This window comes from Mesorhizobium sp. Cs1299R1N3 (assembly GCF_037179625.1).
In the GTDB taxonomy this organism is placed as follows: Bacteria; Pseudomonadota; Alphaproteobacteria; order Rhizobiales; family Rhizobiaceae; genus Mesorhizobium; species Mesorhizobium salmacidum.
The window spans coordinates 549,640-564,232 of sequence record NZ_JAPYKQ010000002.1 but is presented as its reverse complement, the minus strand read 5'-3'; the positions used below and the strand labels follow the sequence as shown (position 1 = coordinate 564,232).

The 14,593-nt window shown below is 62.8% G+C and carries 15 protein-coding genes; 6 read left to right on the top strand and 9 right to left on the bottom strand.

Annotated features, from left to right (window positions below; translation table 11 throughout):
- The first annotated feature begins 17 nt into the window (after window positions 1-17).
- The gene (gene ruvX, locus O7B34_RS08145) at window positions 18-524 is read left to right on the top strand and encodes a Holliday junction resolvase RuvX (RefSeq protein WP_140505515.1); all 507 of its coding nucleotides are present in this window, start codon (window positions 18-20) and stop codon (window positions 522-524) included.
- Here the strand turns inward: ruvX and O7B34_RS08140 are convergent.
- From O7B34_RS08140 to O7B34_RS08130, 3 genes are all read right to left on the bottom strand, one after another.
- Window positions 442-783, bottom strand: coding sequence for a DUF6105 family protein (locus O7B34_RS08140; protein WP_337145568.1), 342 nt, complete (start codon window positions 781-783; stop codon window positions 442-444). The genes ruvX and O7B34_RS08140 overlap by 83 nt on opposite strands.
- A complete protein-coding gene (locus O7B34_RS08135; RefSeq protein ID WP_337145567.1) occupies window positions 783-1,331 on the bottom strand; it encodes a hypothetical protein in 549 nt (182 codons plus the stop codon). The genes O7B34_RS08140 and O7B34_RS08135 overlap by 1 nt, the downstream gene beginning before the upstream one ends.
- A 138-nt stretch (window positions 1,332-1,469) precedes the next feature.
- Window positions 1,470-3,152 carry a DNA alkylation response protein gene (locus tag O7B34_RS08130; RefSeq protein ID WP_442920950.1) on the bottom strand — a complete coding sequence of 561 codons (1,683 nt, stop codon included), beginning with the start codon at window positions 3,150-3,152 and terminating at the stop codon, window positions 1,470-1,472.
- A 117-nt stretch (window positions 3,153-3,269) separates the two neighbouring features.
- Between O7B34_RS08130 and O7B34_RS08125 the strand changes: the two genes are divergently transcribed.
- From O7B34_RS08125 to dprA, 4 genes are read left to right on the top strand one after another with little or no spacing between them, the layout of a single operon-like run.
- On the top strand, window positions 3,270-4,250 hold the full coding sequence (locus O7B34_RS08125) for an aspartate carbamoyltransferase catalytic subunit (protein WP_337145565.1): 981 nt from the start codon (window positions 3,270-3,272) through the stop codon (window positions 4,248-4,250).
- Window positions 4,247-5,533 carry a dihydroorotase gene (locus O7B34_RS08120; protein WP_337145564.1) on the top strand — a complete coding sequence of 429 codons (1,287 nt, stop codon included), beginning with the start codon at window positions 4,247-4,249 and terminating at the stop codon, window positions 5,531-5,533. Before O7B34_RS08125 ends, O7B34_RS08120 begins: the two co-directional genes overlap by 4 nt.
- 54 nt (window positions 5,534-5,587) lie before the next feature.
- The gene (gene plsY, locus O7B34_RS08115; RefSeq protein ID WP_337140377.1) at window positions 5,588-6,175 is read left to right on the top strand and encodes a glycerol-3-phosphate 1-O-acyltransferase PlsY; all 588 of its coding nucleotides are present in this window, start codon (window positions 5,588-5,590) and stop codon (window positions 6,173-6,175) included.
- Entirely contained in the window at window positions 6,172-7,305 is a 1,134-nt protein-coding gene (dprA, locus tag O7B34_RS08110; protein WP_337145563.1) for a DNA-processing protein DprA, read from the top strand. The genes plsY and dprA overlap by 4 nt, the downstream gene beginning before the upstream one ends.
- Window positions 7,306-7,311: 6 nt before the next feature.
- On the opposite strand, the gene O7B34_RS08105 is transcribed toward dprA, so the two are convergent.
- The 5 genes from O7B34_RS08105 to O7B34_RS08085 all read right to left on the bottom strand — a co-directional run bounded on the left by O7B34_RS08105 (window position 7,312) and on the right by O7B34_RS08085 (window position 13,520).
- On the bottom strand, window positions 7,312-7,524 hold the full coding sequence (locus O7B34_RS08105) for a hypothetical protein (protein WP_337140379.1): 213 nt from the start codon (window positions 7,522-7,524) through the stop codon (window positions 7,312-7,314).
- Complete coding sequence (gene otsB, locus O7B34_RS08100; RefSeq protein WP_337145562.1) at window positions 7,524-8,324, bottom strand: trehalose-phosphatase; 801 nt, start codon at window positions 8,322-8,324, stop codon at window positions 7,524-7,526. The genes O7B34_RS08105 and otsB overlap by 1 nt, the downstream gene beginning before the upstream one ends.
- Entirely contained in the window at window positions 8,324-10,144 is a 1,821-nt protein-coding gene (locus O7B34_RS08095; protein ID WP_337145644.1) for an alpha,alpha-trehalose-phosphate synthase (UDP-forming), read from the bottom strand. Before O7B34_RS08095 ends, otsB begins: the two co-directional genes overlap by 1 nt.
- 106 nt (window positions 10,145-10,250) lie before the next feature.
- On the bottom strand, window positions 10,251-12,413 hold the full coding sequence (locus tag O7B34_RS08090; protein WP_027142579.1) for an amylo-alpha-1,6-glucosidase: 2,163 nt from the start codon (window positions 12,411-12,413) through the stop codon (window positions 10,251-10,253).
- A gap of 45 nt (window positions 12,414-12,458) precedes the next feature.
- Entirely contained in the window at window positions 12,459-13,520 is a 1,062-nt protein-coding gene (locus O7B34_RS08085; RefSeq protein ID WP_337145561.1) for a glycosyltransferase family 4 protein, read from the bottom strand.
- Window positions 13,521-13,698: 178 nt separating this feature from the next.
- On the opposite strand from O7B34_RS08085, the gene O7B34_RS08080 reads away from it, so the two are divergent.
- On the top strand, window positions 13,699-14,184 hold the full coding sequence (locus O7B34_RS08080; protein WP_337145560.1) for a hypothetical protein: 486 nt from the start codon (window positions 13,699-13,701) through the stop codon (window positions 14,182-14,184).
- Window positions 14,185-14,365: 181 nt separating this feature from the next.
- Here O7B34_RS08080 and O7B34_RS08075 read toward each other — a convergent pair whose 3' ends face one another.
- On the bottom strand, window positions 14,366-14,539 hold the full coding sequence (locus O7B34_RS08075) for a hypothetical protein (protein WP_337145559.1): 174 nt from the start codon (window positions 14,537-14,539) through the stop codon (window positions 14,366-14,368).
- Window positions 14,540-14,593: the final 54 nt, after the last annotated feature.

Here is a 14,593-nt window from a genome sequence, read left to right as displayed (position 1 = left end):
AAGACGAGGGAAAGCCGTTGGCTGTCATCACGATTGAGCAATTGCCGGCACGGCTCGCCCATGGCAAGACCCTGGCGGGGCTCGATCTCGGCGACAAGACGATCGGCGTCGCGGTTTCCGACCGGGGTTTCTCCTTCGCTCATCCCCGCCCGGTCATCCTCAGAAAGAAATTCTCGCTCGATGCCGCCGTCCTTTTGGCGTTGCTGGAGAAGGAGAATGTCGGTGCGGTGGCGATCGGACTGCCGATCAACATGGACGGGTCGGAAGGCCCGCGCGCACAGAAATCGCGCGCCTTCGTGCGCAACATGGCGCAGCTGAGTGACCTGCCCTTCGTGTTCTGGGATGAGCGGTTGTCGACGGTCGCGGCCGAACGGACGCTGATCGAAATGGACTTCTCGCGCGCCAAACGCGCCGGCAAGATCGATTCGGCGGCAGCCGCCTTTATTCTGCAGGGAGTTTTGGACCGGCTTCAGTCGCTCGATGCAGCCGATCGAAGGGAACCTGAACCACCCACCTCTGCCTGATCCAGCCGATGATCTCACCGCGGCGGCGAAACGCCCACAGCGCCATAAGCAGAAAACCGTCGAAGATGCAGGTCTTGGCCACCATACCGGGGATGATCGCTGGATCGATACCGAGTATCTGCCCATAGAGCTGGAAGAAGAAGTCGTGCATCTGCCGGCTGAGCATGACGTAGCCGAAATTCATGTCGTTGGCCGACAGATAGAACCAGCCCCAGAACAGCGCCATCGGGCCCGCCCACAATGCGAAGATGTAGCGCATCAGCGACGTCCCTTGCCGTTCGAGCCGGTCCGGCCCGATATCAGGGAAAGGAGTGAATTATGCGCCGCGGCCTTCGCCATGCTGTGCGCCGTGGCGTGGAATTCGTCCTCATCCGACGCAGCTACCGAACGCCGTTCGGCGAGCATCGCGACATAGGAAGCCAGAAGTGCGGCCAGTTGCACGGCCACCACCATGAACAGACCGTTGATGCCTTGGGCCGCGCCGCCGATCAGGATCATCGACATCACGCCGGAAGCTGAAATGAAGGCGATGCGAATGACGCTGTCGGCGCCCGGGCTGGACGCGTCGTTGATCAGCGTATCGACAAAGGCCCAGAAGAACAGCACCGCCACGACCAGCAACGCGGTCGCCAGCGGAGCGACCACGACGATATTCTCCAGATTGATCAATCGGGCGCTCTCGACGGCCACCCCGAGTACCCCAAGAGCCGCCGCCACACCTCGATTTCCATCGATACAGATCAGCGCGAGCAGGCCGAAAACGATCGCCCAGTGCACCGACAGAAAGGAGGCCAATACGTGTCGCATCGTGATTCCTGCTTCGACAGGAATGACAGTGGGCTTTGCGGTCCGCCGCCGCAATGGAAACCATTTGTTAAGGTTAACGGCGACGGCCGGGCCGGTGAAGATTGCGGCAACGCCCTCGGATGATGAGTGGCATCGCCGTCAATTCACCGGCGGATAGAGCGTATCGATGATCATGCGCGCATCGTGGCGCGAATCAAGCATACCGTAGGTGTTGCGCCATTGGCCCGCGAGCCGCGTCTCGACGAAAGCGTCGGCGATCCGCCCTGCCCCCAGCCGGCGCAACTCGGCCGCCGCCGCCGACAGCGCAAGCTGTTCCGTCAGCAGCCGGGCCGAGCCCTCGTCGGTCGAAGCGACCTGCATGGCCGCCTTCAGAACACCGACCGTGCCGCGTCCCCCGGCACCGAGGTCGCGGTCGATGCCGCCCAGCACCTCTTCGAAAAGGCTCGGGGCGCGGCCAAGCACGCGCAGCACATCGAGCGCCATGACATTGCCCGATCCTTCCCAGATCGCGTTGACAGGTGCTTCGCGGTAATAGCGGGCGAGCGGAGCTTCCTCGACATAGCCATTGCCGCCAAGGCACTCCATCGCCTCATAAAGCAGCGGCGGTGCGATCTTGCAGACCCAGTATTTGACGACCGGTGTCATGGCGCGGGCGAACGCTGCCTCGCCGCGATCGCTCGCCGCCTCGTCGAAGGAACGCGCCAACCGGAACGAGAGCGCGGTCGCCGCGGCGACATCGAGCGCCATGTCGGCCAGCACCCGCTGCATAAGCGGTTGCTCGATCAGGTTGGTCCCGAACACCTGGCGATGACGAGCATGATGGATCGCTTCGGCCAGCCCCGCCCGCATGATCGCCGAAGACGCCACCGCGCAGTCGAGCCGGGTCAGCGTCACCATGTCCATGATCGTCTTGACGCCGGCGCCGGGCTCGCCGACCATCTCGCCGATGGCGTTGACGAACTCGACCTCGGAAGACGCGTTGGAGCGGTTGCCGAGCTTGTCCTTCAGCCGCTGGAAGCGAAAGCCATTGCCCGACCCGTCGCCGAGCACGCGCGGCACCAGGAAGCACGACAACCCCTCCGGCGCCTGCGCCAGCACCAGGAAGGCATCCGACATCGGCGCCGACATGAACCATTTGTGTCCCGTCAGTCGGTAGAACCCACTTCCGACGCGTTCCGCCCTGGTCACATTGGCCCGCACATCCGTGCCGCCCTGCTTCTCGGTCATGCCCATGCCGAGCGTCAGGCCGGTCTTCTCGACCGGCGGCTTCTGGCTCTGGTCGTATTTGCGCGTCGTTACGCGCGGCGCCCATTCGCGAAACAGTTTTGGACTGGCCATCAGCGCCGCCAGCGAGGCGCTGGTCATGGTGATGGGGCAGAGGTGTCCGGTCTCGAGCTCGGCGGTCAGGTAGAAACGGGCGGCCCGCACCTGATGGCGGCGGCCAATCTCGGCGTCGCCATTTTCCCAGACTGAAGAGTGCAGGCCGTTGGCCACCGAACGGCGCATCAAGGCGTGGTAGGCGGGATGGAATTCGACCAGGTCGATGCGCCGTCCCTGGCGATCGTGGGTCCTGAGTTTCGGTGTCTCGACATTGGCGAGGCGCGCCAATTCCTGGGCTTCTTGCGTGAGCACGAAACGGCCAATCCCATCGAGATCCTTGCGCACCGGATCCGAAAAGCGTTCGGCAAGCTGGATCAGCAACGGATCGCCTCGCCAGGCGTTGCCGCCGGTCAGCGGCGGCGGCTGGTTCATCACGTCGTCGGTCACGCCCAATCCTTCTAGAAAGGCCCTGTCGTCGGAAAGCCTCGAATCCGAGGCCATCGGCTAGATATAGCCCAAGCGTTGCCGCGCGCGCGACGAAAATACCGGGGAGAACGGCGTCAATCCAAAGCGGGTGCTTGCGGGCGCGAAATCCGCACCCTATAGCAGCCCCTTGAGATGACCGACGCTTCGTCCCTGCCATTCTATCCTCACCGCCATCTTCTGGGCATCAGCGATCTTTCGCCCGCCGATATCGAGTTGTTGCTCGACAGGGCGGATCGGGCGGTCGCGATCTCGCGGCAGTCCGAGAAAAAGACCTCGACGCTGCGCGGCCGCACCCAGATCAACCTCTTCTACGAAGCCTCGACCCGCACGCAGTCGTCCTTCGAACTGGCCGGAAAACGGCTCGGCGCCGACGTCATGAACATGTCGGTGGCGAGCTCTTCCGTGAAAAAGGGCGAAACGCTCATCGACACCGCGATGACACTGAACGCCATGCGGCCCGATATATTGATCATCCGCCATCAGTCGGCGGGCGCGGCGGCCCTTCTGGCGCAGAAGGTCGGCTGCTCGGTGGTCAATGCCGGTGATGGCGCGCATGAACACCCGACACAGGCGCTGCTCGACGCGCTCACCATCCGCCGCGCCAAGGGTCCGCTGTCGAAGCTGATCGTGGCGATCTGCGGCGACATCCTGCATTCGCGCGTGGCGCGCTCCAACATCATGCTGCTCAACGCACTCGGCGCACAGGTCCGCGTGGTGGCGCCCTCGACGCTGTTGCCCTCGGGCATCGACAGGATGGGCGTCATCGTCTGCCGCTCGATGGCGGAAGGCCTCAAGGACGCGGATGTGGTGATAATGTTGCGCTTGCAGCGCGAGCGCATGGAGGGCGCCTTCGTGCCGTCGGTGCGCGAATATTTCCGCTATTTCGGCCTGGATGCCGAGAAGCTGAAGGCAGCCAAGGACGACGCGCTGGTCATGCATCCCGGCCCGATGAACCGAGGTGTCGAGATCGCCTCCGAAATCGCCGACGGCCCGCAAAGCGTCATCCACGAGCAGGTGGAAATGGGTGTCGCCGTGCGCATGGCGGTGATGGAAGCGCTGCTCGATCCCCGCCGTAATCAAGAGGGCCGCAATCAAGGGGGCCGCGGCGCATGAGCATCACGGTCTTTGAACGTGCCCGCATCGTCGACCCTTCGCGCGGCATCGACGAAGTCGGCTCGGTCATAATCGATGGCAAGAAAATCGTTGCCGCTGGCAAGGCAGCGCTGAACCAGGGCGTCCCCGACGGCGCCACGGCAATCGACTGCGCAGGCAAGGCGATCATGCCAGGTTTGATCGATGGCCGCGTCTTCATCGGAGAGCCGGGCGGCGAGCATCGCGAAACCATCGCTTCGGCGAGTGTCGCCGCTGCCGCGGGCGGGGTGACGTCGATCGTCATGATGCCCGATACCGACCCGGTGATCGACAATGTGGCCCTGGTCGAATTCGTGCTGCGCACCGCCAAGGATACGGCCGTCGTCAACATCTTTCCGGCCGCCGCCATCACCAAGGGCCTTCACGGGCGCGAGATGACGGAGTTCGGCCTGCTGCGCGAGGCGGGTGCGGTCGCCTTCACCGATGGGCGGCATACGATATCGAGCGCGCTGGTGATGCGCCGCGCGCTGACATACGCGCGCGATTTCGGCGCCACCATCGTTCATGAAACGCAGGATGCCGATCTTGGGTCATCGGGCGTCATGAATGAAGGCCTTTATGCCAGTTGGCTTGGCCTGTCCGGCATTCCGCGTGAGGCCGAATCCATCCCGCTCGAGCGTGACCTTGCGCTGGCGCGGCTGACGCGCGGTTCGTACCATGCGGCAAAGATATCGACGGCAATGGCGGCAAGCGCCGTGGCGCGGGCGAAAGCTGACGGCGCGGCCGTGACATCGGGCGTATCGATCCACAATCTGTCGCTCAATGAAAACGACGTCGGCGAGTACCGCACCTTCTTCCGCCTGACGCCGCCGCTGCGCGCCGAGGAAGACCGGCTGGCTGTGATCGAGGCGGTGAAGGACGGAACGATCGATGTCATCGTCTCTTCGCATGATCCGCAGGATGTCGACACCAAGCGGCTGCCCTTCGCCGATGCAGCAGCCGGTGCCATCGGCCTCGAAACCCTGCTTGGGGCGGCCTTGCGGCTCTACCACAATGGCGACGTGCCTTTGCTCAGGCTGATCGAAACCTTGTCCACCGCGCCGGCGAGGCTGTTTGGATTGCCCGGCGGCACACTGAAGCCGGGCGCGGTAGCCGATCTCGCGCTCGTCGATCTGGATGAACCCTGGATCGTCAGTGAAAGCGGCATCCGCTCGCGCTCGAAAAACACATGCTTCGAAGGCGCACGACTGCAAGGCAAGGTCTTGCAAACGCTGGTGGCGGGCCGCACAGTATTTCCTGCCTGAGCCGGCGGTAACCATGCCACATCGAGCATGGTTGTGGACAATGCGGGGGAAACAATGACTTACGGCCTGATCCTGGCGTTGGTGTTCGGTTATCTGCTGGGCTCAATTCCGTTTGGCCTGCTGCTCACCCGCGCGGCCGGCCTTGGTGACGTACGCAAGATCGGCTCCGGCAATATCGGCGCCACCAATGTGCTGCGCACCGGCAACAAGGGGCTTGCCGCCGCGACCTTGCTGCTCGACGCGCTGAAAGGCACGTCCGCCGTGCTGATAGCAGGCCATTTCGCGCCTGAGACGGCGGTCTGGGCTGGCTTTGGCGCCTTTCTGGGCCACCTGTTCCCGGCATGGCTGGGGTTTAAAGGGGGCAAGGGCGTCGCGACCTATCTCGGTGTGCTGGTCGGCCTTGCCTGGCAGGTGGCGCTGATCTTCGCCATTGTCTGGCTGGTGATGGCTTTTCTGTTCCGCTTCTCCTCGCTGGCAGCGCTGGCTGCGGCCGTCGTCGTTCCGGTCGCCCTGTATTTCATGAGCACACCGCGGATTGCAGCGCTGTTCGTGGTGATGAGCATCATTGTCTTCATCAAACACCGGGAAAACATTTCGCGGCTGATTGCCGGCACCGAAGGCAAGATCGGAGCCAAGGGGTGAGCGAACCGGCCGCCGGGCCGCGTCTCACCGATCGCCAGCGGCTAAGCTGGCTGCGGCTGATCCGCACCCAGAATGTCGGCCCGGCCTCCTTTCGCGACCTGATCAACCGCTTCGGTTCGGCCGAGGTCGCGTTGGAAATGCTGCCGGAACTGATGATTTCCGGTGGCGCCAACCGGATCGTGCGCATCCCTTCCGTTGCCGAAACCGAGGCCGAGATGGAGGCCGCGCGGCGGATCGGTGCACGCTTTGTCGGCATCGGCGAGGCAGACTATCCGCCGCTGCTGCGCAGCATGGACAATCCGCCGCCGTTGCTGGCGGTCAAGGGTAACGCCGCGGTGTTCCGGTTGCCGGGGGTCGCGATTGTCGGCGCCCGCAACGCGTCGCTTGCCGGCATCAAGATGGCGCGCATGCTGGCAGCCGATCTCGCAAGAGAGGGCTACGGCATCATCTCCGGCCTGGCGCGCGGCATCGACACGGCGGCACATCAGGGCAGTCTCTTGACCGGTACGGTCGGAGTGCTCGCCGGTGGCCTCGACCTGCCCTACCCGCCCGAAAATGCCGGCCTGTGCGATGACATTGCCGAGCGCGGCGCCATTATCTCGGAAATGCCGTTCGGCTGGCAACCGCGTGCCCAGGATTTCCCGCGCCGCAACCGCCTTGTCGCAGGGGCTGCCCTTGGACTGGTGGTGGTCGAGGCAGCGCAGCGCTCAGGCTCGCTGATCAGCGCCAGGCTTGCCGGCGAGATGGGCCGACTGGTCTTTGCCGTGCCCGGCTCCCCGCTCGATCCGCGCGCAGCCGGTACCAACGGCCTGCTCAAGGACGGCGCCACCCTGGTCACCGAAGCTTCGGACGTCTCCAGGGCGATCCTTCCGCTGACCGGCATGCGAGCGCCTGAGGTGCCGCCGTTTGAAGACCCGCCCGATTTTTCGGCAACACCGCCACCGGGCGAGAGCGACCGCGCCAAGGTGATCGAGGCACTGGGACCGACACCGGTGCCGGTCGACGAAATCATCCGCCACACCGGCCTGCACCCGGCCCAGGTCTTCATGGTGCTGCTGGAACTCGACCTCGCCGGCCGCCTCGAGCGCCACGCAGGTGGCAATGTTTCGTTGGTTTTCGGGGAAGGCTGACCGCCGTCAGTGACGGTTGGTCTTTTTATCCCCGGTCTCGGCGTAATCCTGCGTGTTGGTGTCAAAGAGATCTTTTTGGACAAACTGGCGCCAGACCTCGTCCGCGTCCTGCGGGCGCGACGGATCGAAACCCGGCTCGCTCTCGTGCTCGTTCGGGAGCGACCGCCGGCGTAGCCAAGCAGGCATGATCTCCAGGATGAGACTGGTGAATTGGGTCATCACCGACTCCTTCGATTCGAGGGATGGACCAGACCGGTCGATCCATCCAAGTTGCGCTGGCTCACCGCACCCAGCCAAGCCAAAGCCTCGCCAACACCGGCAAGCACATGGCGCGCCGCTGTCGGTCCGCTCGGTTTGATGCGAATCGAAATGCCGTCCATCTCATTCACGGCCTCAAAACCATTCTCGTCGGATGTGTCGTCGCCCAGAAACACCGGCCGCCTCCCCTCGAAAGCCGGCAGATCCAAAAAGCGCCTGATTGCCGCTCCCTTCGCCGCCTCCAACGGCATCAATTCAACGCCGGCATTGCCAGCCAGCACCCGATACCCCACGGGCAACCTGTCCAGCGCCTGCTCGACCAGTTGCGTCGCGCGCTGCAACAATTGCGGTGCCGCGCGTGTGTGGATTGCCAGGATCGGACCCTTGCGCTCGATATAGACGTCCGCACTGCCCAGCTCCGCTTCGATTTCCTCGGCAAGCGCCGCAATGTCGGCCGGCTCTCCCGCCGCCTCGACCGGACCATCACGCGTGAGCCTGTGTTCAAGACCGTAAAGCCCGGCGGCGCGCAATCTGAGGGGCTGGAACAGATGATCGACCGCAGCGATCGACCGTCCCGTGATGAACGCCAGAGCTCCGTCCAATTGCAATTCGAGCCCCGCCAGCAGCGTCCGCAGCTCATCGCCGACAACCACCGCATCTGGATGCGCGGCATGTTCGAGAAGCGTGCCATCGATATCGAGGAAAAGGCACCACGCACCCTGCGGGACGTTGGGTTCGGTCAAGTTTGACAATGTCGACATCACAGCGCTGCCACGCGCTTGCGGTCGAGCAGCGATATCACATTGCCAGAAGAACCGGGGCCAGAAGAACCGGGGCCACGAGAACCGGGGCCAGGAGAACCGGGGGCGCCGTTGACGGCACGATCGACCGCATCGCGCTTGCGCAGGCGCGCCGCATCGAACAGCATGCTGCCCGCCCATCGATAGACATTGTTTTCGCGTACGACCTCGCGCATTCGTCGCATGCGCTGACTTTGCTCTTCCGGTGACATGGTCAAGGCTTGCAGCAGGGCGTCGCCCATCATCGCCGCATCATAGGGATTGACGATCAACGCCTCCAGCAGCTCCTTCGACGCGCCGGCAAACATGCTGAGCAGCAGCACGCCCTGTTCATCCTCGCGCGCCGCGACAAACTCCTTTGCAACCAGGTTCATGCCGTCGTGAAGGCTGGTGACCATGCAGACGTCGGCGGCCCGGTAAATCTCGTAGACCTGTGTTTGCGAGTGATGTTCGGTCACCAGCACCACCGGGGCATAGCCTTCACGACCATGGCGCTGGTTGATATCTTCGGCATGGCGCAGACATTCCTCGTACAATTGTTGATAGGCAGGCAAGGTGCCGCGGCTTGGCGCGGCGACCTGCAGGAACGCCACCTTGCCGATCCATTCCGGATGCAGTGTGAGCAGCTCATCGAGCGCGTTGAGGCGGTCCAGGATGCCTTTGGTATAGTCGAGGCGTTCGACGCCCACGCACAGCCTGACGTGTTCGGCAAAGCCGAATTTATCGCGGATAAGCCGGCGACATTCTGCAACGGCGGGCAGTTTGCTCAGACGCGGCGGCTCCCATTCGATTGAAATCGGATAGGCGTGAACCAGGCTGATCTGACCGCCATAGGAGATGGCGGAATCCTCACGCTCGATCCTGCTCTCCAGGAAGCGGTCGACACTATCGATGAAGTTGTTGCAATGGAACTGGGTGTGAAAGCCGACGATTGAACTGCCCAGCAATCCTTCGAGAATTTTCTCGCGCCATGGGCAGATGCTGAACACCTCTGAATTCGGCCACGGAATGTGCCAGAAGGTGATGATGATCGCTTCCGGCAGGCGCTCCCGGATCATCCGCGGCAACAGCGCGAAATGGTAGTCCTGGACCAGCACGATGGGCCGCTCGTTACGTGCCTCCGCGACGACGGTATCGGCGAATTTACGGTTGACCGCCTCATAGGCCTCCCAATCGGAGGCGCGGAATATCGGCCGGGTGAAGGCTATGTGGCACAGCGGCCAGAGCCCTTCATTGGCAAAGCCCAGGTAATAGCCTTGCAGTTCTTCCTCGCTCAGCCAGACGCGGCGCAACGTATAGGAAGGATTTTCAGGCGGCACCTCGACGCGGTCATTTTCGTCGACGACAAGCGGATCGGCCGAACCGCCACCATAGGCGATCCATGTGCCGGCGCAGGCGCGCGTAATCGGCTCCAGCGCGGAGACCAATCCGCTGGCGGGCACGACCAGTTGGATTTCGTCGCCGTTGCGGTTGTGGATGTAGGGTTCGCGGTTTGAAACCACGATCACCTGCGCATCGGGAAGTTCCTTCGCCAAAATGTGACGCAACGTTTCCGGCGACCACTGGACGAGCGCGGCGGTCGCGGATTGCCCGTTCTTCTCGAATTCCGGCAACGGACCGCGAATGGGTTCTGCTTCAGACCTGGCGAGCTTCGCGCTTCTGGCCCGATTTCCTCGCGATATTACCACCACAAGCGCGACGCATGAGATACCGACAATTGCGAGAATGAAGAGCCACATTGCAGCCGAAGGGACGACCAGATACCAACTGTTGTCGGGCATTTCGAATTGACTACCTTTCAATGGGACGCGGCAAATCCACCGACAGGATCTCCGGCATCCATGACGTGGTGATCCAACGCTCCGCACTCATGATGGTTCCGATTTTTCAACTCCTGACCACCAGAGGCACCAGTCCCTCATGCGCATCAGCAAGGAAGGCGCCGACACGATCTCCCACGCGCTGGAACGTCAGATCCACCGCCACATGTCCTACCGAGAGATGGCGAATGACGAGATTGTCGATACCGATCGGCAAGCGCGGCTGGGTCACGTGAATTTCGTTCGTCCGACCGTCAATCTGAAGGCCCAGGCAGGCCTGCATGAGCATGAAGGCGGAGCCTGCGGACCAGGCCTGCGGCAGGCAAGCCACCGGATAGGCAATCGGCGCTTCGCCGGCCGCGCGCGTGAACCCGCAAAACAGTTCGGGCAGCCGCATGTTGAAGTGAACCGCGGATTCGAAGGTCCCACTCATCAACCGCACCACGTTGTCGCGGATGCCGTAGCGCGCCAGTCCGGCGGCGCAGATCGCGGTGTCGTGCGGCCAGATGGAGCCGTTGTGATAGGACATCGGGTTGAAGAAGATAGCGTCGTCCGCCAGCGTTCTCAGCCCCCAGCCGGAATGGAACGAAGCCGATAGCAGTTGGTCGGCGACAATGCGTGCGCGATCCGGATTGGGAAGGCCGACATAGAGCAGGTGGCCTGCATTGGACGTGCGCACCTTGCAGGGTTGGCCATCGCCATCGATCGCCAGCGCGTAATAGCCAAGGTCTTCGATCCAGAAATGGCGCTCGACGTGTTGGCGAATCGCATCGGCGCGCAGTTCCCAATTTTCCGACCGCTCCTCTTCGCCGCGCAGCCGTGCAAGCTTTGCCAATCCCTGGAACGCCGCAAAGACGTAACCCTGGACCTCGACCAGCGCGATCGGCCCTTTCGGAATGCGGCCATCGGCATGGAAGACGGAATCGAAACTGTCCTTCCATCCCTGGTTGGCAAGACCGGATTCCGCGGCGCGCTGGTAGGTAAGGAACCCGGTCGAACGGCTCGCCGTCTCGATCCACTCGGCGGCGGCGCACAGCGATGGCCACAGGCTATCGATGAATTCCGTGTCTCCCGTGCGGTCCGCATAGGCGCAGGCGAGGTGGATGTAGAGCGGCGTCGTGTCGACGCCGCCATAATAGCGGCCGAACGGCAACTCACTCAGCGCCACCATCTCGCCCTTGCGGGTCTCGTGCATGATCTTGCCGGGCTCGGAATCGCTGAAGGGTGAGGTTTCGGTCGCCTGGTGCTGGGCGAGAAACGCAAGCACGCCACGTGCCAAGCCGGGATTTAGCCAAAGCATCTGCAGAGCTGAAATCACGCCGTCCCGGCCGAAGGCGGTGGAGAACCACGGAATGCCGGCATAGGGGTAAGGCCCGGTCGCCAGTTCCGTCGTGAGCAACGCCACATCGGCGCGGGCGCGCTCCATCCAGTCATTGAAGACGCGGCCCGAACTGTGGAGCGTCGCCCCATGCCGGCGCTTGGCGCGCATGCCGAAACGGGCGCGGGCGGCGGCGGCCCGGAACCGATCGCTTTGCGGGCGGGCGTCTGTCTTGCTCCCCACCTCCACGTAAAGCGTCTGGCGGCTGCGCTTGGTGACTGCAATGAAGAAATCCGCCCGCTCGGAGGTCAGTTGATCGGGCGGCTGTGAAAACGAGATCGCCGATGTCCGCTCCACTTCGTCCAGGCCTTCGTAGCGAAGCACGACCGAACTCTGGTCGATCTCGGCCGTATGCGCGGTGCCGCGCTTGGAACGGGTCGAGCCCCGGACTTCGAACATGTCGCGAAAATCGACGCCAAAGCGCAGCGACACCAGGACCGTCGAATGCTCCCGGCTATAGTTGGAGAGCGTGATGCGTTCATACAGCCTTTCCTCCCACAGAAGCCTGACCCGCTCGATATGGATCGCGCCCTGCGGAATCTGGCGGCCCGCGGCACTCTCGATCGGCAGATTGGTCAGGTTGCTGGTGAACAGGACGTTGTCCTGACTAAGCGATGCGCCAAGCAACGACAGCGACCGCCCGCCAACGGTCAGGCGAAATTCGGAGAGCATGCGCGTGTCGTCACGGAAGAACCCGTCGCCGGCGCCGCGTATGTCGCCATAGGCATCGGCGACGGCAAAGCAATCGCTATGCTTGAGGGCGTAAAGCCGATGCGGTTCCCTGGGGGCGGTTTCGTCCAGGGAAGCCAGTGCTATTGCAGGGTCGAGCTTGCGCTCGTCGAGTTGGGTAATGGTCAAGAAGATTGTCCCGTGCTGATTTCTGGACGGGTGAAGGTTTTACGAGGCTCTGCTCTGCTCGTGGCGGTCGCTCAGCCGCGAATAGGCCGCGACATAATCCCTGGCCATTCTGACGGCGGAAAACCGCCTTTCGAAGGCCGTTCTTATTCGTCGCCTGTCGAGCTGCAGGAGAGCCGGCATCGAGGCGACGGCATCTTCGATGCTTTCGACGACAAAGCCGGTGGCGCCATGATCGATGATCTCGGGCATGGCGCCGCAACTCCAGGCCATGACCGGGGTTCCGCAGGCCATGGCTTCGATCACCGCAAGCCCGAAGGGTTCGGGCCAATCGATGGGAAACAGCAAAGCGGCCGCATTGCCCAGAAACCTGCTCTTCTGATCCTCGCCGATCTCGCCGACATACTCGACCTGGTCGCCATCGATCAGCGGCTGCACGACTTCCTCGAAATAGGCGCGGTCGCCATCGCCGACCTTGGCGGCGAGCTTCAGTTTCAGGCCGGTGCGGCGGGCGATCTCGATCGCCCGGTCCGGCCGCTTGTCACGCGACATTCTGCCGAGAAATGCAAGATAGGTCCCATCGGAGCCTGCCTCGAAATCGGGCTCGTAAAGCTCGAGCGGCAGCCCATGATGGATTGTAGCCAGCCAATTCGCGGATGCGAACCGCGCCCGCTGGCTGCGGGATATGGAAATCATGGGAAACCGAGGAAACCGCTCATAGGCTTGCGCGAGGTCCGCGTAATCCAGCCTGCCATGCGGGGTCGTCACCGTGCGTTGCGGCATATCGCGGAAAAACGGAAAATGCAGGAAATGGCTGAGATGGAAATGAACGACGTCAAACTCGTCGGCCCGGTTCCTCACCTCGTCGAGCATCGACAGATGCGCGGCGATCTCGGACTTCAGCGGGCGGGGATCGAGACGAAGCGCCCTTTCGCGGCATGGCACCAGTTTGGCGGAGGTCTTTGTGTCGCCGCTGGCGAACAATGTCACCTCGTGGCCGAGATCGACGAGAGCTTCGGTAAGGTATGAGATGATACGCTCGGTACCCCCGTAGAGCCTTGGTGGCACCGATTCGTAAAGTGGTGCGACATGCGCAATCTTCATGTCCCGGCGTCCCTCAATGAGCTGGTCATAGAGCCAAAATGCATCAGGGCCGGGATCGTTCCTGATTCTTTGGAAGATGCATGGAATGATTGATCCCTCCCCTGTGTGACTCGACCAGCCGCCCTATTTCCTGTCGGTAATGCCGACCTTGCGCTTACGGCAGCCGAAGGAGGTCCAGATGCAGGAACCCAGGGATATCGCAGCCCGGCGTCTGAGCATGATCGTCGAACAATATGTCGAGGCCAGAAAACGGCACTTTGGCTTTGTGTCGACGGACCAGGCCGCCCGAGTGATCCGCAGAACCCTGAAACCCGATCCTTCGGAGCCAGCGGTCTCCGATCGCCACCTCGACGACATGGTCGCCGCCCTCGCCGTGAAGAACGGCCTGGCGGTCATCTTCGACCGGGGCGTGCGGGGACCGGCCGACGGCGCCGAGGCCGACTTGAACAGAAAGGAACCGATCATGCGAGCACCGACGGAGACTCCGGATGTCGCCGGCGCGGTGGACGCTATCCTGAGCGATCGCACCGTCCAGCTTTCGATGAGCGCGGTGATCTCGTTGCTGCGCGAACGGACCGGCACCAAGCGATCCGACGCGGATCTGGAAGGACTGATTGCCAAGAAAGCCGCCGTAATGGAGGTGCATCTGTCACCAGGCGTCTGAGCGGTTGTTGCGCCCCGCACGGATTCACGGGCAAACCAAAAGCGCTGGCATGTCATTCGACAATGGTGAGCGCGATGGGATTCGAACCAATGACCTACTGATTAAAAGTTCGTGATAAATTAGAAGATTTCAAAGCCTTACAAAATCGCCACCGCTTTTTCCGCACGATCCTTGCGGACTGCTACCGCTCCGTGCGCGTCGGTCGCGGCTGCAATGTGGTCAGCACCTGATCGAGCCGTCGGTTGATTTCGCGGGTGCCCTCGCGGCCTTCCTCGCGCAGTTCCTTGACGTTCGTTTCCATGCGCGTCATGTGGCCGTCGTGGTCGACGACGCGGCGCACATATTCGTCGCGCACGCGGTTGATGCGCTCGTGCGGCGCGTCACCTTTGCGGGCTCCTGTAGCCGGCGG

Bases quoted from the DNA above. Each gene is read 5' to 3' on its own strand.
- O7B34_RS08140 (WP_337145568.1), bottom strand. From the start codon at position 783: ATGCGCTACATCTTCGCATTGTGGGCGGGCCCGATGGCGCTGTTCTGG.
- O7B34_RS08135 (WP_337145567.1), bottom strand. From the start codon at position 1,331: ATGCGACACGTATTGGCCTCCTTTCTGTCGGTGCACTGGGCGATCGTT.
- O7B34_RS08130 (WP_442920950.1), bottom strand. From the start codon at position 3,152: ATGGCCTCGGATTCGAGGCTTTCCGACGACAGGGCCTTTCTAGAAGGA.
- O7B34_RS08125 (WP_337145565.1), top strand. From the start codon at position 3,270: ATGACCGACGCTTCGTCCCTGCCATTCTATCCTCACCGCCATCTTCTG.
- O7B34_RS08120 (WP_337145564.1), top strand. From the start codon at position 4,247: ATGAGCATCACGGTCTTTGAACGTGCCCGCATCGTCGACCCTTCGCGC.
- plsY (WP_337140377.1), top strand. From the start codon at position 5,588: ATGACTTACGGCCTGATCCTGGCGTTGGTGTTCGGTTATCTGCTGGGC.
- O7B34_RS08105 (WP_337140379.1), bottom strand. From the start codon at position 7,524: ATGACCCAATTCACCAGTCTCATCCTGGAGATCATGCCTGCTTGGCTA.
- otsB (WP_337145562.1), bottom strand. From the start codon at position 8,324: ATGTCGACATTGTCAAACTTGACCGAACCCAACGTCCCGCAGGGTGCG.
- O7B34_RS08095 (WP_337145644.1), bottom strand. From the start codon at position 10,144: ATGCCCGACAACAGTTGGTATCTGGTCGTCCCTTCGGCTGCAATGTGG.
- O7B34_RS08085 (WP_337145561.1), bottom strand. From the start codon at position 13,520: ATGAAGATTGCGCATGTCGCACCACTTTACGAATCGGTGCCACCAAGG.
- O7B34_RS08080 (WP_337145560.1), top strand. From the start codon at position 13,699: ATGCAGGAACCCAGGGATATCGCAGCCCGGCGTCTGAGCATGATCGTC.